Source organism: Achromobacter sp. UBA2119 (assembly GCF_002331005.1).
In the GTDB taxonomy this organism is placed as follows: Bacteria; Pseudomonadota; Gammaproteobacteria; order Burkholderiales; family Burkholderiaceae_B; genus Achromobacter; species Achromobacter animicus.
Genome location: NZ_DCYD01000003.1, coordinates 85,147 through 102,472, shown reverse-complemented (window position 1 = coordinate 102,472; position 17,326 = coordinate 85,147). Strand labels below are relative to the sequence as shown.

Genomic DNA, 17,326 nt, shown 5'->3' with positions numbered 1-17,326 from the left:
GACGGTATGAGTGTACGCCGCGCATCATTCGGCCATACCAACACGTATAACGACACAGGAGACAACCATGAAGGCTTTTCAGCCCTCCCGGTCCCGCCGCACGTTTGCCGCCGCCGCAGGCGTGGGCGCATTGATCGCCGCCATGCTGGCGCCGCTGCCGGCTGCCGCGCAGGCCAATTTCCCCGACAGGCCGATCCGTATTGTGGTGCCGTACGCCGCCGGCGGTGGCGTGGACATCGTCACCCGCCTGGTCAGCCAGAAAATGGGTGATGCGCTGAAGCAGACGATCATCGTCGAAAACAAACCTGGCGCGGCCACCAATATCGGCTTGGACACCGTGGCGCGCGCCCCGGCGGACGGCTATACGCTGCTGACCGCGTCGAATACGCTGGCCGCCAACGGTGCGCTGTTCTCCAAGCTGACCTTCGATCCCGCGCACGACTTCACCCCCGTGGGCGCCATCGGTTATGCGCCGCTGGCCGTGGTGGTGCCGGTCGAGTCGTCGTTCAAGACCTTGAAGGACCTGACGGACTATGGCCGCGCGCATCCCGACAAGCTGACCTACGCGTCGGCCGGCAACGGCAGCTCCGGCCATCTGGCTAGCGAACTGCTCAAGCGCGAGAGCGGCATGAAGGCGCTGCATGTGCCGTACAAAGGCGGTTCGCCCGCGGTCACCGACCTGTTGGGGCAGCGGATTTCCTTCATGTCCATCAACCCGCTGGAAGTCGTCTCGCACGTGAAGGCGGGCAAGCTGCGCGCATTGGCCGTGCTGGACGACGAGCCGGCAAGCATGCTGCCCGAGGTGCCCACGGGGGTGTCGCAGGGCCTGCCGGGCGCGATGGCCACGGTGTGGTGGGGCCTGATCGGCCCCAAGGATTTGCCGCCCGAGGTCACGGCAAAGTTGAATGCCGCGCTGCAATCCGCATTGAAGGACCCCGCCGTAAAGCAGCGCTTCGGCGAAATGGGCGCGGTCGTCACGCCCGGGACGGACAAGCAGTTCGCACAATTTGTCGCGGCGGAAACCACCAAGTGGACCAAGGTCATCAAGGACGCGGGCATCAAGGCTGATTGACCGCGCTCGCGCCGGTACGGGTCCGCAGCGCGGGTCCGGCCGGCAACCATGCATAGAGGAACTGAAATGGAACGGCAAAAGAACGGGCTGGTGGTCAGCGCGCACTCCGCGGACTTCGTCTGGCGCGCGGGCGGCGCCATCGCCCTGTACGCCAAACGCGGCTGGAAAATGACCGTGGTCTGCCTGTCGTTCGGCGAACGCGGCGAATCCGCCAAGCTGTGGAAGCAGCCGGGCATGACGCTGGAACGCGTCAAGGCCGACCGCCGCGACGAAGCACGTCTGGCGGCCGACATCCTGGGCGCGGACATCCGGTTCATGGACTGCGGCGACTATCCGCTGCGCGTCTCGGACGTGGCCCTTTTTGAACTGGTGGACGTGTACCGCGAATTGCAGCCGGAATTCGTGCTGACGCATTCGCAAAAAGACCCCTACAACTTCGACCATCCGCTGGCCACGCACGTCGCTCAGGAAGCCCGCGTGATCGCGCAGGCGCACGGGCACCATCCCGAGCAGGCCGTGCTTGGCGCGCCGCCCGTATTTCTGTTCGAGCCGCATCAGCCCGAGCAGTGCGAGTGGAAGCCCGAAGTGCTGCTCGATATCTCCGAAGTCTGGGACCAGAAGCGCCGGGCCTTCGAAACCATGGCCGCGCAGGAACACCTGTGGGAGTACTACACGCGCGTCGCCTTGCAGCGCGGCGTGCAGGCATCGCGCAACTCGAACCTGAAGATCAAGTACGCAGAAGGCTACCAGCGCGTGTTCCCGCAAGTCACCGGGGAGCTGGCATGAGCATCGCCGTCAGGAACATCGACCGCGCCGACAGCAGGGTCATCGCACGCCTGGCGTCGGCAGGCGTGGCCACCGCACACGAGGCGCAGCATCGCACCGGCCTGCTGCAACCCTACCTGCGGCCCGTGTACGCAGGCGCATCCATCGCAGGCAGTGCCGTGACGGTGTTGGCGCAGCCGGGCGACAACTGGATGCTGCACGTTGCGATCGAACTCTGCCGGCCGGGCGATATCGTCGTCGTGGCCTGCGCGTCGTCGAGCGAGGACGGCATGTTCGGAGAACTGCTTGCCACCTCGATGCGCGCACGCGGCGTACAGGGGCTTGTCATCGACGCGGGCTGCCGTGATGTCGCGGCGCTGAAGGACATGCAGTTTCCCGTGTGGTCCAAGTGCGTCTCGGCCAAGGGCACGGTCAAGGCGACGCCCGGGTCGGTGAACGTGCCGGTCGTGTGCGCGGGAGCGCTCGTGCAGCCCGGAGATGTCGTCATCGCCGACGATGACGGCGTGTGCATCGTGCCACGCGAGCGTGCGGTGCAGGTCGCCGACGCCTGCGAGGCGCGGCTGATCAACGAGACGGCCAAACGCAAGCGGTTGGCCGCCGGGGAACTGGGGCTGGATATCTACGGCATGCGGGAAAAGCTGGCCGCGGCGGGGCTGGCGTACGTGGACCGTAATCCCGGGAGCTGAAACGCCGGCGCGGAAACCTAGGGCGACCGCCTCAAGCGATGGATGAGGCCATCTGGATGACTTTTAGGGCCGCCAGCACAGAAGGCACGATTGATGCGCCGATGCCACATCAAGATAACCCCCATAGCGATAACGAATAAGAATGCTTATCATGCGCGTTTTATATAAAAGAACGCATGGGGTGGGCTGTGGGTAAAGCATCGAAAGGCCGTCAAGGCAGGCAGAAGGGCGTCGCCCTGGCAGTGAAGCAGGCATTGGCGGGCAGCGCCGCGCTCTATGCCGCGTCGGTTTCCGCGCAGACGCAGGCCCCGGCTCCCGCCGCGATCACCGTCCTGCCCGCCGTCACCGTGACCAGTGCCCCGATCGCCCTGGGCGAGGCGCCTGCGCCCATCGCCGGCGGCCTGATCGGCGGCGGCGCCCGCATGGGCATCCTGGGCAACACGTCCGTCATGGACACGCCGTTCAGCGTCACCAGCTATACCGCCCAGACCATCGAGAACGAGCAGGCGCGTTCCGTGGCCGACGTCGCCACTATGGATCCGTCCGTGCGCATGAGCAGCGCGCGTTCGAACATCAACGAAGACCTCACCATCCGCGGCTTCAATGTGCCGACTGCGGACTTCGCGTTCAACGGCATGTTCGGGCTGACGCCGTACTGGCGCGCTCCGGTCGAGACCCTGGAACGCGTGGAGATCATCAAGGGCCCGTCCGCGGCGCTTTTCGGCATGACGCCGGGCGGCAGCGTGGGCGGCGTGGTCAACCTGGTGCCCAAGCGCGCGACCGATGAGCCCATCACCCGGCTCACGGGCTCGGTCATGTCGGACTCCGTCTTTGGCGTGCATGCCGACGTCGGCCGCCGCTTCGGCGAAGGCAACGCGTTCGGCATCCGCGTGAACGGGATGCTGCGCGACGGCGACACGCCCATCAAGGACCAATCCACGCGCGAAGCGCTCGGCTCGGTTGCGCTGGACTATCGCGGTGAAAGACTGCGGTCGTCCCTGGACCTGATCTGGCAGAAGGAACGCATCGACAACGTCGTGCGCCAGTTCCAGCTTGGCGACGACCTGACCTCGATTCCCGAGGCGCCCAGCAACAAGAATCCGTATCCCGGCCTGGGCTGGAGCGATGGCCGCAACACCGCTGGCGTCTTCAAGATCGAATACGACATCACGGACTACCTGACCGCCTACGCGGGCTACGGCCAGCGCAAACTGGACTGGGACGCCTTTGCCGCCAACCCCGTGCTGCAAAATTCGCAGGGCGATTACTCATTTTTCGGCGGCTGGCAGCGGATGACGGTGGACAGCAAGTCCACCGAAGCGGGCCTGCGCAGCAATTTCAAGACCGGCCCCGTGAGCCACAAGGTCGCCTTCAGCTACACGCTGCTGGACCAGGACTCAGACCTGGGCTTCAACACCGGTTTCCCGCCCGGCAATTCCAACATCTACGCCGGCAACACCTTCGACACGCCGTCCATCTCGGGTGTCAGCAATCCCCTGAACCGCTACCAAAGCGTCAAGCTGACCAGCTACGCGCTGGCCGACACCCTGGGCTTCATGGACGACCGCCTGCAGTTGACGCTCGGCGTGCGCCGCCAGAACGTGCAGGGCCAGAACTACAACTTCACCAACGGCGAGCCCAGCGGCCCGCGCTACGACAAGAGCGCCACCACGCCGCTGGCGGGCGTCGTCTTCAAGGTGCGGCCGGACCTGTCGGTCTATGCCAGCTACGTCGAAGGCCTGTCGCAAGGCGACACCGCGCCCACCAGCGCGGCCATCACCAACCCGGGCGAGACGCTGTCGCCGTTCAAGTCCAAGCAGAAGGAAATCGGCGTCAAGTACAACCTGAACGACAACATGCTGGCTACTGTCGCCCTGTTTGAGCTGACGCGGCCCAGCTCCGGCATCTCTGGCAACACCTTCGGCGAGTTCGGCGAACAGCGCAACCGCGGCATGGAAGCCAGCTTTGCCGGCGAAGTCACCAAGGGCGTGCGTCTGTTGGGGGGCATCAGCTATATCGACGCCGTCATCAACAAGGCCACCACGCCCGACCTTCAGGGCAACAAGGCCATCGGCGTACCCGACTGGCAATTCAACCTGGGCGCCGAGTGGGACACGCCCTTCGTCCCGGGGTTGACGCTGTTGGGCCGCGTCATCTACACCGACAGAACGTATGCCAACGCCGGCAACAGCTTGTCGGTGCCAAGCTGGACCCGCGTCGACGCCGGCGCCCGCTACGAAACCAAGATCAGCGGCACCCCCGTCACTTTCCGCTTCAACGTCGAGAACCTGTTCAACCGGAACTACTGGGGCACCGCCACGGCCGGCTATCTGTTCGTAGGCTCGCCGCGCACCTACACGCTCTCGACCAGCATCGCCTTCTAAGGAGGCAGATATGTCCACGCAAGCCTGGTCCTGGATACACAAGTGGAGCAGTCTGATCTGCACGGTCTTCATGCTGCTGCTGTGTCTGACCGGGCTGCCCCTGATTTTTCATGAAGAGATCGAGCACCTGTCAGGCGTGGTCGAAGCGCCGCCGATGCCCGCCGGGACGCCCAACGCCAGCATGGACAAGATCGCCCAGACCGCGCTGGAACGGCGCCCGGGCGAAGTCCTCCGCTACATGTTCTGGGATCAGGACGAGCATCCCGACATTACGTATGTCTCGATGGCCAGCGCCGTCGACGCCCCGCCCGAGGAGAACAACGCGGTTGTCATCGATTCGCGCACGGCCAAGGTCCTGGACGAGCCGGCCACCGACGAAGGCTTCATGTACGTGATGCTCAAGCTGCATACGGATATGTTCGCGGGCTTGCCGGGCATGCTGTTTCTGGGCGCCATGGGCCTCTTGATGGTGGTCGCCATCGTGTCCGGGGTGGTGCTGTATTACCCGTTCATGCGACGTCTGAAGTTCGGCGCGCTGCGCACCCAGCGCAGCACCCGCGTCAAATGGCTGGACTGGCACAACCTGCTGGGCATCGTCACCGTCGTCTGGCTGCTGGTCGTCGGCATCACGGGCAGCATCAACACCTTGAATCGCGTTGTGCTGAGCCTATGGCAGATGGACCAGATGGCGGAAATGACCGCGCCGTTCCGCGGCCTGCCGCCGGTTACGCAACCCGCACATCTGGAAGACTCTATCCGCACCGCGCGTGCCGCGGTGCCGGACATGGCGGTGAGCCTGGTGGCGTTTCCCGGGACCATGTTCTCCAGCCCGCACCATTACACGTTCTTCATGAAGGGCAATACGCCCGTGACTTCGCGCCTGCTCAAGCCGGCGCTGGTGGACGCGACGAATGGGGAACTGACCGACACGCGCGAAATGCCGTGGTACGTCAAGACCTTGTTCCTGTCGCAGCCGCTGCATTTTGGGGATTACGGCGGCTTGCCGTTGAAGATCCTCTGGGCGGTGTTGGATCTGTTTGCGATCGTGGTGCTGGGTAGCGGGTTGTACTTGTGGCTGCGCAAGCCCAAGGCTGCGACGGCTGCCAAGCCCTTAACCGATGATGCTGCCGAAGCCGCCAATGCGCTGCGTCAGAGCGACCATCAGGAGGCCGCGCAATGAACAAGAACAAGATGAGCGAGGCGCGCGGCGCGCGCACCGAACACCTGCAGTCGGCTGGCGAGGTGTTCCGCGTGCCGATCTGGCTGGGCGTGGCCTCGGTGGTGGGACTGGTGTCGGCGCTGCTGGGCGATGGGGCGTGGGATGGCGTGTCGTGGTTGGCGATCTTTGCGCCGATCGGGGCGGTGTGGTGGGCCTGGCGGGGGCGGGGCGGGTGAAGTCTCCTTCATCTGGCCGCCGGCCGCTCGTCAGTGGCGCGCGGCCATCAGCGTAAGCACGTCGCTTAGCGATTGAACGGCGTCCGCTGACTTTGACGTGGCTGTGTGCCGGTCAAGGTGATAGCCGTGAATGCCGAATTTTCGTGGCCCGATCATGTCGGCCTCGATGGTGTCGCCGATCATCAGCACTTCATCGGGCCGGCACGCAATGCCATCACAAAGGTATTGGTAGATCTCGGCTTGCGGCTTCACGGCGCCGGCTTCGTACGACCAGGCGCAAAAGTCCGGCCGAATGGGCAGCAAGTCCAGCACCGGCGGGCCATACGGCGCCGCCAGGTTGGAGCAAAGCGCGACCTTGATGCCGCGTTCCCGCAATGCAAGCAACGTCGGCGTGGCATCCGCGAAAAGCGAGATGGATTGAATCTCTTCACGCAATTCGGCTTCAAGCGCGTTCAGGTCTGCGTCGCTGACCACTCCGCCAAACAGGCTGGCGGCCTGTCGCAGGTCGATCGGATTGCTCATCGCGCGGACCCCGTCGTCGCGCTGGCGCGGTCGACCCGCTTCATGCAGCAGCCGGACCAGCTTGCGGAACGGTCGGGTCGGCCGTTCGATGTGGACCAAGGTTCCGAATACGTCGAATGCCACGGCCTTGATTGCCATTGAACCTCCTGCGCCAATGAGTCTTTCCGGTGATTGGCCGGACCGTGATGTCCAACCTGTCTGCGACGGATTCTAGCGGCAAAACTTCTGGCGGCTTGCTGGATCCCTCGGTCTTCGGATGAGTAGGGAGGCAGGCGCACCGGGTGAGGGGCTACTCGTCGCGCGCGATCGTGACGAATATGCCGTCGGCTTCGTTCAAGCGGGGGCCCGCCGGCAGGATCATTACCGACACGTCATCAGGCAGGTGAGACGCCAGCGCTTTCAGGCGTTCGCTGACGATGCTGTCCAACGAATCGCGGCGCGACTCTGCTGACACCGCAAGGCTTACCCCAACCTTGTTCCAGCTTTCCCAGGATTCTGGCGCTTGCCGGTATGCCACTGTCGTCCATTCCGATGGGTTGATGATGGTGCCGTCCGCCAACCGTGGGGGCGCATCGCTCCAGGCTTCCAGCTTCTCACGTGTCGCGCCGGAGTAGATCCACGCAGGGGGCGGGCGAATGCCCTGGGTGGGCTGGGCGGAAATATCCAGTTTGGCGGCCAGCGCCTCCAATGCCTGATCCGTGGACAGCTTGGCTTCCTTAAGCCGGGCGGGATCGATCGACAGCCATAGCTGGATGGGTTCCGGCGTATTGCTCCAGATCTGGGTGATGGTTTGGTTATCGCCAATCCCACGACCGATCCTGTCGGCGACCAGTTGTTGCAGCTCGGGCTTGCTGAGGCGCGGACTGGCCACCAGCAGGTAGAGATCCGCGCTCGGGACGGCGCCCCACACGAGGGCCGGCGGCTGGATGGCGTCTGATGGCGTTGCCTGCGCGGCATTTGCGGGCAGGTAGACGCAGAGGGCCAATGCGGCAAGCCAGCTGCAGCGCGCCGGCCAAAAGCGGTGAATCCAGGTCATCAGAGGCATAGGTTTTTAGTTGTTTAAATGCTGTTAAATCCCGCGCGCGATGGTCACGAGCGGGGATTTGATGGACATGATCATTGTTTCGATACCGGTCTGGAAGCGCTGAGTCGCGCTCCTGACGGATCTGACGGGTTGAGGTCCGGGATTATCCCAGACGGCAAAAACCCACAGAGCGCGAGCTGGTGCGGGTTTGAGGTACTACCTGGATATCAGTCCAGACAGGTGTCTGGTGCCCGGCGGCCGGAATCGAATCGGCACGCCTGTCTTGCGCCTGGATTACTCGCTTTTCTCTGCGCGAACAAAATGATCAAGGCAAGAGTGATGATGAGCATAAACGAACCGACGTCGATATTTAACGCGCTCACTCGCTCACGCGCCGCGGCAAAGGCCGGCCGCGGCGCGTGCGCCTATCAACGCCGACGCGCGGTCAGCCAGTCGATCGGCTGTAGCGCCTGACCGACGATACGGATCTCGCCGACGCTGCCAAAGAAGCCATCGGCCCGCGCGCCATCCCACGAACCGGCGCCGACGATCCACGGCATGTTGGCCGCCAACGTCGCCAGGCCGCGAGCGCCCGAGGTGTTGCGCAGAACCGGCGCGCCTTCCACGTACAGGATGGTTTCGTGCGTGGTGTCATCGTTCACCACGGCAACGTGCATCCACTTGTCGGGGATGATCTCGCCAGACCAGTTTGCCTTGGGACTACGCGTTCCCGTGTCGTCCGGCACCACTTCCCACTGGATCTCGCGCAGGCTCGACACGGCAAACAGCAGCGGCGGGGATTCGGGGTCTCCGCCCGAAAATCCCGCCAGATCGCCGCGCTTGCCATCACGCGTCATGATGTTCATCCACGCGTGCTTGGACGAGACCCAGTCGCGGTCGATCTTGATGAAGGCTTCCACCGTGTACCCGTCAGTCGCGGTTTCACCGTTGATGATGGCCGCGGCATCCGTCGTGAAGTAGCTCATGCGAGCCGTGTTCTTGTCGGTGTTCAGGAAGCGCACGGAGCCGGGCGCGGCCGACAGGTAATGGTGATCGTCGGACCAGACCACATCGCCCACCTGCGCACCGGCCACGCCGTCGATATTCAGCGGCGCGCGCCGCATCGGGTTCAGACCTGCGCGGTCCGCGATCACCTCGCCCACCGGCACCGGCTGCCCATTGGTGCCGCCAAAGAAGCGCCAGTGCGCCAGCGTGCCTTGCACCTGCGGATAATCATCCGGATCGGCGGCGGGCTTCTGCTCGGCGGCGACGGGATCCGTGTAGTTCGCCAAAATCAACGCGCGCGCCTGGTCGATCAGCGCGGTGTGCGACGGCGTAGCCGCCTTGAATTCCTTATTGAAGCCGCCAAAGCGCTTCGCAAAATCCATCTTGATGGTGAACTGCTCGTTCGCGCCGGTCAGAATGGCCTGGTCAAACGTGTTGAGCGTGTTCTTCGGCTTCTGCGGCACCCACGGTGAGAACGACAGCACCCGGATCTCGTTGTTGCTGAGGTCGAATTCGTACAGACGCATCAGGCCGTTGCCGCCCTGATAGGCCATCTGATAATCCACCACCATCTCCTCGACCGCGTTTCCAAACGCATTGGTCTTGGTCAGATGCGCGGCGCCGTGATAGTGGCCGTTCAGCGTCATGAAGATCTGATCGTTGTCGCGGATCAGCTTGTCCCACAGCATCAGCCCGTAGGGCACTTCCAGCGGCGTGACACCATCCTTGTCGATGTTCAGCAACTGGTGATTGACCAGGATCACCGGCAGCGTCGGGTTCGCGCGAATGACCTGGTTGGCCCAGGTCAACGCGTCATCGGAGATGCGCCACGACAGCGACAGCACCATGAACTTCTGGCCCTCGGCTTCGAACACGTGATACTCGTGAAAGCCGCTGGGATCGCGGCCGCCAAACGTGGCCTGGTTCTTGGCGCGATCGGCACTGAAGGTTCTCAAATAGGGTTCGTTAGCCAGATTGCGCTGCGCGTCCGTGGCGCTGGCCTGGCTGCTGGCGTCGACGTAGTCGCGGTCCAGGATCACGTCGTGGTTGCCGGCCAGAATCGAATACGGGACCTTGGCTTCTTCCAGAATCGCCATGGCGGCATCGGCCACTTTCCATTGATCCGGTTTGCCTTGTTGATCGACGACGTCGCCCAAGTGGATCAGGAACGGAATGCCCAGCGACTTCGAATGATCAGCCACCCACTGCGTCTGCGCCTTGAACGGCTCGCTGCCGTACTTGCGCATGAACTGCTGGTTTTCGGCGTCGGTTGCGTAGCGCGAATAGAACTGCGTGTCCGGCAGTACTGCTACTGCGAAGCTGGAGATGTTGAGGGGTTGGGGTTGCGGCTCGGGTTGGGGCTGCGGTTGCGGTTGCGGTTGCGAGCCAGGCGTGTCGGGCGACGTGATGTCGTCGTCATCGTCGTCGCTGGAGCAGGCAGATAGCAGCAGCGAACCGCCTACGGGCAGCAGCGTGGCGCCAAAGCCGGCCTTAAGCAAACTGCGACGACGCGGATCCGCATCGGTTGGCAGTGCCGCGAGTTTGTTGGCAACCTCAAGTTTGCCGTCGTGCTTGTCGTTCGCCATCTGTGCTGCCCTTCAGAAAAAGCGGGAAGCTTAGGTAGGGCGGATGACGAGATGATGAATGCGGAATTACAGAATCGGGAACCGTAAAGAGCGGCGATGATTCGGGTGCAAATGTCGGAGGAGATCGATGCTGGGATTGCCTTCACCGTTGATCCGTCTGGAGGCCGAGACCATACAGCAGGTCACATCTGCTATAGGATCAATCAACTGATTACCCCCAAAAACTCGCCAACAACCCGATACCGATGTTCGTCGTCGTCCTTGCTGAGTTCAACTGTGGGCACCGCGGGGTTGGTTGACCGAGGTTTCAGAAGAATCCGCTCATTTTCGGTGCCATCCTCAGTGTGCATCTTAAAGCTGTGATATTCCTTGACCGTGTAACGCGAGCCAGCGTCGCCGTCCTGAGTATCGGCGCATTCCACAAGTACGATTTTCCCGTTCCGGGTGCCTCCAGGATTCAAGCGAAACAAACAGATGGAGCCGTCGGGGATGATTTCGTTCATTGAGTCACCTACGACGTGGCAGGCGAAAATGCTTTTCCCGACGGGCATGCCATCTGGCACAGCCACCCAGTTCTCATGTTCGACCTGCTGAAGCGTGCTGAAACCACCAGCCGCCGCTCGCAAGTCATACAGCGGAACTGCATTGACGTAAGGTTCCAGCGGCTTCGCAGGGGGGCGAATCGGAACGACGTTCGACTTGTAGATTTCCACATGCCGCTGTAGATAGCTTCGCAGGCCCTCATCGCAGGCGTAGATGAAAGTGCCGCGTATGCCTCGCAGCATGATTGTGCGGTAAATGTTGAGTATGTATTGCTTGAGTTTCTCGGGGTCTTTGATGGAGTGCTTTCCCAGTTTGTCATGGTAATTCTTGCTCTCGATGACGATCTGGTCTAGCGCTTCGTCGTAGCGGATCTCGTGGCCGAAGATAACCCCGGTGTAGTTCAGGTCGTAGCCTTGAGTGGTGTGGATGCATCCCACTTCACCTTCGGCGCCTTTCGTGTTTATCCAATCGTTGTTGGTGCGGTTCCAGCGCAATTGGACGTCGCCGATCTCGATGTCATACTTATCCGAGTCGTTTTTTGAAGTCCAGCGCCAGGAATAGCCAGCCACCAGGCGTGCCAGGCCACAGCTGCGATTTCTGCGTTCAATTTCCTTCACCATGTCGGACAAGTCGTCGAAGACCTGGAACTCGTATTTGCTGGAATGGAACTTTTTGTTCGCAGACAGTCGCACGTGCAGAAGATCGTCAACAAACTGGACATAGTGCAGCCCCGCTCGAACCCGGAATTGCGAGACCAGCGTTACGAGTTTGCTGTCGGGCGAAGACTTGATGGCATCGAAATCCGATGAGTTCGCATCGGATGGCTTTATGCTTTGGTTCGGGTCGTAGAAGAAGACCGCTTTGTCGGATCGCGTCGTGACCCAGTCCACTTCGCTGCATGTGTCGCGGTCCAACCCAAGGGCGACACAAGCTTTGTCGAATGCGCCGTAATATGCGCCGAGATTGACGCGTTTGCGCAAGCGGTGCGACTCATCTACCAAGACGATGTCGTAGTGTTGCTTGATCAGTTCTGAAGGGCTGATGACCATGTGCGAGCCAAGGCCGGCAACGTTGCGGAATGCCTTCTTCAACGTGCTCCGAAACGAGTTCATCGGCACGACCAAGGCCATGCGCGGATTTGGCAACAGCTGTTTAATCCGTCGCACGAGGTCCCGCAGTTCCTTTTCTTCTTCCGAAAATTCCCGCAGGTCCAACTCGTCAGGATTTGAGTGAATCAGCTTGAAGAGAAATATTGCGAGGACAGATTTTCCAGTTCCTGCTCCACCCTGAACCACGATAGTCTTCGATCGGGGGGCGACCAGCGATCGCAATATTTCGATTAGGCCTTGCTGCTGGTCGGCAGATAGCGACTTGTACGGCGAGTATTTGAAAACGTCCGAATTGTCGATAGCCTCAATCGACTTTTCCACAACGCCGTGGGTGCGCAGCTTGTCCCAGGTTTCACGAAATATCTTGGAATAGAGTTCGTCACGCTGATAGTAGTTGTGGTCGCTCAGTCCCAGGTTGCCGTTCAACAAGTTGAAGCGGCCGTCAGCCGACATGTACTTTATAAGTGAAGACTCAATGTCGAGTGTCGCCGACTTGTTAAAGCGTGCGCTGCTGACAAGATGAACCGTCGTCAAGGATCGCTTCTGCGGGTGCTTAAGATGCGTGCTTAGCCGGCTGAGCAGGTCCGTGGTCTCCCCGATGTAGGCTTCGCGTTTGTCGCGATCACTCAGGACGTAGACAAGAGGCCAATTGTCGGAGGCATATGTGTCAGATTGGATTTCCGTCAGCGTCCTTCCAGAAAACGGATAACGGTTCACTTCTACCAGGTGAGACTGACTCATAGCTCGTTATATTTTTTTGCCGTTCCCTTCGCCTTGTGGACGGGATACTTTTCTTCGTTCTTCTGGATTTTTTCCAGGATGATCTTTTGAATGTCGAAGTTGTATGCATCGGACAGCAGCAGCGCATAGGCCAGGACATCCGCAAGCTCTTCCTTCACTTTCTCGGGGTCCGCTGCTTGAGGTGCTTTCCATAGAAAAGCTTCCAGCAGTTCGCTCGCCTCAATGCTGAGCGCCATGGCTAGATCTTTAGGATTGTGGAATTGCTGCCAGTTTCGCTCGTCGCGGAACTCACGCAACCGCTGAATGACTTCTTCCATTTCCTGCCTTTACCGGGTGAGGTTGCTGGAAGGGATGATAGACCGCTCCGCGACATGTTGCACTTCTGCGCCTAGATGACCGGTCGTACTCGTTCGGAATATCGCCTCACCTTCGATGCGTCGAGGTCCGCACTTGACGTTGTATCGGGCCCCGATTGCTTTGGAGGTAGACGATCAGGTCGTTTTTTTATCAAACTGCTCGGTACGGGCGTGGGTCATACTGGCGACAGCCATATGTTGGAACCGTTCGGACATGACACTCGGAGCGTCGCGGCGGTACGAGAATGGTTGTTTGCTGACCAGCTTGGAAGTTCCCCGGTTTCAGGGCAAGACAACGAATCGCTCTAGATGTTCGAAAACACTAGGGATTTTCAGATGGTGCCCGGGGCCGGAATCGAACCGGCACGCCTTGCGGCGGGGGATTTTGAGTCCCCTGCGTCTACCAATTTCACCACCCGGGCTAGGGGGTCGCGAGCGCGTCCAGGTGACGGCTGCGGGAGATGCGAAGACCGCGATTATATGCGGTCTTTCTCATCTTGTCAGGCGACGGCGGGGCGAACCTGCCGTCACAGGGGCAAGCCGGGGCTGCTAAACCCCGATCACACCCCGCCAAACCTCACTTCTTCTCAGGCAGAAACCAGTTCATCACCAGTGCGCAAATCCCGCCGGTGGCGACGCCCGATTCCAGCACGCTCTTCACCGAGTGCGGCAGGTGCGACAGGATTTCCGGCACTTGCGACACGCCCAGGCCCAGCGCCAAAGACACGGCGATGATGAGCAGCGCGCGCCGGTCCAGCTGAATGCCCGCCAGGATGTTGATCCCAGACGCGGCCACCGCGCCGAACATCACCATGGCTGCGCCGCCCAGGACGGGTTCGGGCACGGCTTGCAGGACGCCTGCGACAACCGGGAACAGGCCCAACAGAATCAGCATGCCGGCAATCCACACGCCGACGTGGCGGCTGGCGATGCCGGTCAGCTGGATGACGCCATTGTTCTGCGCAAATACCGAGCTGGGAAACGTATTGAACACGCCAGCCAGCAGCGAGTTCGCGCCGTTGACCAGCACGCCTCCTTTGATGCGCTGCATCCAGAGCGGACCTTCAACCGGCTGCTTCGACACCTTGCTGGTGGCAGTGACGTCGCCAATCGCTTCCAGGGACGTGACCAGATAAATGATCAGCATCGGCACGAACAAGGCCCAAGAGAACCCCAGGCCAAAGTGCAGCGGCACCGGAACCTGGAAGACGGCGGCTTCGCGGGCGCCGGTGAAATCCAGACGGCCCATGTAGGCAGCGGCGATGTAGCCGACCGCCAGCGCCAAGACCAGCGCCGTACTGCGAATCCACACCACCGGCACGCGGTTGAGCAGGATGATGGTGCCCAGGACGAGGCCGGACAGGGTCAGGTTCTCGGCGCTGGCGAAGGTGCCGTTGGCCATGGCGCCGAAGCCGCCGCCCATGCTGATGAGGCCGACCTTGATGAGCGTCAGGCCGATCAGCAGCACGACGATGCCGGTGACGAGCGGAGTGATGAGGCGTTTGACGAAGGGCAGGATCCGGCTGATGCCCATTTCAACAAAGGACCCGGCGATAACGACGCCAAAGATCGCGGCCATGACGGCTTCGACCGGCGTGCCTTGCTTGACCATGACCGAGCCGCCGGCGATTAGCGGGCCGACGAAGTTGAAGCTTGTGCCCTGCACGATGAGCAGCCCGGCGCCCAGGGGGCCGAAACGCTTGCATTGAACGTAGGTGGCGATGCCGGAGATCACCAGCGACATGGAGACGATCAGCGTGGTGTCGCGGCTGCTGACGCCCAGGGCCTGGCAGATGAGCAGGCCGGGGGTGACGATAGGGACCAGGATGGCCAGCAGGTGCTGCAGGGCGGCGACGAAGGCGACGGGAGGCGCGGGGCGGTCGTCGGGGCCGTAGACCAGGTCGTGACTGGTGTCGGCGTCATCGGACGCGCCGTGGGGGGCGGGTTGGGTCAGGGAGGCGGGTTGCATGGCGGGAGGGCCGGCCGGGGAGGGGGTAGGTGAGAAAAGTGCGGGATTTTACCGGGGACAGCCGCCTGTCAGGTTGCTTGTCCGCCACCCCGGTCTTGAAAAGTCCCCATTGGCCCCCACATCAGTAGGGTTTCCGGGCGGCCGCGCGGGCGCATCGCCCCAGCCGACCGAGATTTGTCCCTAATTTATTTTCTGAGCCACGTAGAACTATGAGCCAAACCGCCACGAATTCCGCGTCCGAAACCCTGGGGTTCCAGGCCGAGGTGAAGCAACTGCTTCATCTGATGATCCATTCGCTGTACAGCAACAAGGAAATCTTCCTGCGCGAGCTGGTGTCGAACGCGTCGGACGCCTGCGACAAGCTGCGCTTCGAAGCCATCGACCAGCCGGAATTGCTGGAAGGCAACGGCGAACTGGCCATCACGGTCAGCTACGACAAGGCCGCCCGCACCATCACGATCTCCGACAACGGCATCGGCCTGTCGCGCGAAGAAGCGGTGGCCAACCTGGGTACGATCGCCCGCTCGGGCACGCGCGAGTTCTTCTCGCAACTGACCGGCGACAAGCAGAAGGATGCGCAGCTCATCGGCCAGTTCGGCGTGGGCTTTTATTCGTCGTTCATCGTGGCGGACAAGGTCACTGTGGTCAGCCGCCGCGCCGGTTCCACGGACGCGATCCAGTGGGAATCCGACGGCCAGGGCGAATTCACGATTGCCGCCGCTGAAAAGGCCAGCCGCGGCACGGACGTGACGCTGCACCTGCGCGCCGACGAAGACGAACTCCTGAACGGCTGGAAATTGCGCGAGATCCTGCGCCGCTACTCCGACCACATCTCGCTGCCGATCCGCATGGCCAAGGAAGAGTGGGATCAGGAAAAGGGCGAGCAGGTCAAGACCGACGAACTGGAAACGGTGAACCAGGCGAACGCGCTGTGGGCCCGCAACAAGTCCGAAGTGACGGAAGAGCAGTACCGCGAGTTCTACAAGACGGTCTCGCACGACTACGACGATCCGCTGGCCTGGACGCACAACCGCGTCGAAGGCCGCAGCGAGTACACGCAACTGCTGTACGTTCCCAAGCACGCGCCCATGGACATGTGGGACCGCGACGGCCGTCATGGCGTGAAGCTGTACGTGAAGCGTGTCTTCATCATGGACGACGCCGACCAGCTTCTGCCGTCGTACCTGCGCTTTGTGCGCGGCGTGATCGATTCGGCGGACCTGCCGCTGAACGTGTCGCGCGAAATCCTGCAGGAAAGCCGCGATGTGCGCGCCATTCGCGAGGGTTCGGCCAAGCGCATCTTGTCGCTGCTGGAAGACCTGGCCGAGAACAAGCCGGAAGACTACGCGACGTTCTGGTCGGAGTTTGGCCAGGTGCTGAAGGAAGGTGCGGGCGAGGACTCGGCCAATCTTGAGCGCATCGCCAAGCTGATGCGTTTTGCGTCGACGAATTCCGGTGATCAGGCGCAGACGGTGTCGTTTGCCGACTACGTGTCGCGCATGAAGGAAGGCCAGGACAAGATCTACTACGTTACGGCGGACACCTTCGCCGCGGCCAGCAACAGCCCGCATCTGGAAATCTTCCGCAAGAAGGGCATCGAAGTCCTGCTGCTGTCGGATCGCGTTGACGAGTGGATGCTGTCGTACCTGCGCGAATTCGACGGCAAGTCGCTGGTGTCGGTGGCCAAGGGTGGCCTCGATCTGGCGGAACTGGCCGACGAGGAAGAAAAGAAGCACCAGGCCGAAGTGGCCGAGGACTTCAAGCCGTTGGTCGAGCGTCTGCAAAAGACGCTGGAAGAGCAGGTCAAGGAAGTGCGCGTGACGCTGCGCCTGGTGGATTCGCCGGCGTGCGTGGTGGTGGGCCAGAATGAACTCAGCCCGCACCTGTTGCGCATGCTGAAGGCCGCCGGGCAGGAAGCGCCGAACGTGAAGCCGGTGCTGGAGATCAATCCCGAGCATCCGCTGCTGGCGCGTATTCGTGCGGCTGATGATGGCGAGTTCGATCAGTGGGCGCGTCTGCTGCTGGATCAAGCGCTGCTGGCAGAAGGGGCGCAGATTGCGGACCCGGCGGCGTTCGTGAAGCGGTTGAATGCGCTGCTGTTGAAGTAAGCGGCGGTTGGTGCGAAGAGGGGCGTCCGGAAGGACGCCC

Annotated in this window: 13 protein-coding genes and 1 tRNA gene; 7 read left to right on the top strand and 7 right to left on the bottom strand. The window is 61.9% G+C overall.

The window, feature by feature from the left end:
* The first annotated feature begins 67 nt into the window (after nucleotides 1-67).
* The 6 genes from B3098_RS02275 (at nucleotide 68) to B3098_RS02250 (ending at nucleotide 6,323) form a co-directional block, all read left to right on the top strand.
* Nucleotides 68-1,072: a Bug family tripartite tricarboxylate transporter substrate binding protein gene (locus B3098_RS02275; protein WP_286890508.1), complete on the top strand. Its 1,005-nt coding sequence runs from the start codon at nucleotides 68-70 to the stop codon at nucleotides 1,070-1,072.
* A 66-nt stretch (nucleotides 1,073-1,138) separates the two neighbouring features.
* Nucleotides 1,139-1,858 carry a PIG-L deacetylase family protein gene (locus B3098_RS02270; protein ID WP_286890506.1) on the top strand — a complete coding sequence of 240 codons (720 nt, stop codon included), beginning with the start codon at nucleotides 1,139-1,141 and terminating at the stop codon, nucleotides 1,856-1,858.
* Nucleotides 1,855-2,544, top strand: coding sequence for a 4-carboxy-4-hydroxy-2-oxoadipate aldolase/oxaloacetate decarboxylase (locus tag B3098_RS02265; protein ID WP_286890504.1), 690 nt, complete (start codon nucleotides 1,855-1,857; stop codon nucleotides 2,542-2,544). Before B3098_RS02270 ends, B3098_RS02265 begins: the two co-directional genes overlap by 4 nt.
* A 188-nt stretch (nucleotides 2,545-2,732) precedes the next feature.
* Nucleotides 2,733-4,928 (top strand): TonB-dependent receptor, encoded by a 2,196-nt coding sequence (locus tag B3098_RS02260; protein ID WP_286890502.1) that lies wholly within the window; start codon nucleotides 2,733-2,735, stop codon nucleotides 4,926-4,928.
* 10 nt (nucleotides 4,929-4,938) lie between these two features.
* Complete coding sequence (locus tag B3098_RS02255; protein WP_286890499.1) at nucleotides 4,939-6,108, top strand: PepSY-associated TM helix domain-containing protein; 1,170 nt, start codon at nucleotides 4,939-4,941, stop codon at nucleotides 6,106-6,108.
* Nucleotides 6,105-6,323: a hypothetical protein gene (locus B3098_RS02250; protein ID WP_286890497.1), complete on the top strand. Its 219-nt coding sequence runs from the start codon at nucleotides 6,105-6,107 to the stop codon at nucleotides 6,321-6,323. The genes B3098_RS02255 and B3098_RS02250 overlap by 4 nt, the downstream gene beginning before the upstream one ends.
* Nucleotides 6,324-6,353: 30 nt before the next feature.
* On the opposite strand, the gene B3098_RS02245 is transcribed toward B3098_RS02250, so the two are convergent.
* From B3098_RS02245 to B3098_RS02215, 7 genes are all read right to left on the bottom strand, one after another.
* Nucleotides 6,354-6,983: an HAD family hydrolase gene (locus tag B3098_RS02245; RefSeq protein ID WP_286890495.1), complete on the bottom strand. Its 630-nt coding sequence runs from the start codon at nucleotides 6,981-6,983 to the stop codon at nucleotides 6,354-6,356.
* A 151-nt stretch (nucleotides 6,984-7,134) separates the two neighbouring features.
* Entirely contained in the window at nucleotides 7,135-7,890 is a 756-nt protein-coding gene (locus B3098_RS02240) for a hypothetical protein (RefSeq protein WP_286890493.1), read from the bottom strand.
* A 407-nt stretch (nucleotides 7,891-8,297) separates the two neighbouring features.
* Nucleotides 8,298-10,460, bottom strand: coding sequence for a LamG-like jellyroll fold domain-containing protein (locus tag B3098_RS02235; protein WP_286890492.1), 2,163 nt, complete (start codon nucleotides 10,458-10,460; stop codon nucleotides 8,298-8,300).
* 203 nt (nucleotides 10,461-10,663) lie between these two features.
* Entirely contained in the window at nucleotides 10,664-12,853 is a 2,190-nt protein-coding gene (locus B3098_RS02230; protein WP_286890491.1) for a DNA/RNA helicase domain-containing protein, read from the bottom strand.
* Complete coding sequence (locus B3098_RS02225) at nucleotides 12,850-13,170, bottom strand: nucleotide pyrophosphohydrolase (RefSeq protein ID WP_286890489.1); 321 nt, start codon at nucleotides 13,168-13,170, stop codon at nucleotides 12,850-12,852. The genes B3098_RS02230 and B3098_RS02225 overlap by 4 nt, the downstream gene beginning before the upstream one ends.
* Before the next feature lie 376 nt (nucleotides 13,171-13,546).
* A tRNA-Leu gene (locus B3098_RS02220) sits at nucleotides 13,547-13,631 on the bottom strand.
* A 155-nt stretch (nucleotides 13,632-13,786) separates the two neighbouring features.
* On the bottom strand, nucleotides 13,787-15,178 hold the full coding sequence (locus tag B3098_RS02215; RefSeq protein ID WP_191578656.1) for a uracil-xanthine permease family protein: 1,392 nt from the start codon (nucleotides 15,176-15,178) through the stop codon (nucleotides 13,787-13,789).
* Between the two features lie 209 nt (nucleotides 15,179-15,387).
* On the opposite strand from B3098_RS02215, the gene htpG reads away from it, so the two are divergent.
* On the top strand, nucleotides 15,388-17,286 hold the full coding sequence (gene htpG / locus B3098_RS02210; protein ID WP_175184782.1) for a molecular chaperone HtpG: 1,899 nt from the start codon (nucleotides 15,388-15,390) through the stop codon (nucleotides 17,284-17,286).
* The last annotated feature ends 40 nt before the right edge of the window (nucleotides 17,287-17,326 follow it).

Coding starts and splice junctions, on each gene's coding strand:
- B3098_RS02275 (WP_286890508.1), top strand. CDS start 68: ATGAAGGCTTTTCAGCCCTCCCGGTCCCGCCGCACGTTTGCCGCCGCC.
- B3098_RS02270 (WP_286890506.1), top strand. CDS start 1,139: ATGGAACGGCAAAAGAACGGGCTGGTGGTCAGCGCGCACTCCGCGGAC.
- B3098_RS02265 (WP_286890504.1), top strand. CDS start 1,855: ATGAGCATCGCCGTCAGGAACATCGACCGCGCCGACAGCAGGGTCATC.
- B3098_RS02255 (WP_286890499.1), top strand. CDS start 4,939: ATGTCCACGCAAGCCTGGTCCTGGATACACAAGTGGAGCAGTCTGATC.
- B3098_RS02250 (WP_286890497.1), top strand. CDS start 6,105: ATGAACAAGAACAAGATGAGCGAGGCGCGCGGCGCGCGCACCGAACAC.
- B3098_RS02245 (WP_286890495.1), bottom strand. CDS start 6,983: ATGGCAATCAAGGCCGTGGCATTCGACGTATTCGGAACCTTGGTCCAC.
- B3098_RS02240 (WP_286890493.1), bottom strand. CDS start 7,890: ATGCCTCTGATGACCTGGATTCACCGCTTTTGGCCGGCGCGCTGCAGC.
- B3098_RS02235 (WP_286890492.1), bottom strand. CDS start 10,460: ATGGCGAACGACAAGCACGACGGCAAACTTGAGGTTGCCAACAAACTC.
- B3098_RS02230 (WP_286890491.1), bottom strand. CDS start 12,853: ATGAGTCAGTCTCACCTGGTAGAAGTGAACCGTTATCCGTTTTCTGGA.
- B3098_RS02225 (WP_286890489.1), bottom strand. CDS start 13,170: ATGGAAGAAGTCATTCAGCGGTTGCGTGAGTTCCGCGACGAGCGAAAC.
- B3098_RS02215 (WP_191578656.1), bottom strand. CDS start 15,178: ATGCAACCCGCCTCCCTGACCCAACCCGCCCCCCACGGCGCGTCCGAT.
- htpG (WP_175184782.1), top strand. CDS start 15,388: ATGAGCCAAACCGCCACGAATTCCGCGTCCGAAACCCTGGGGTTCCAG.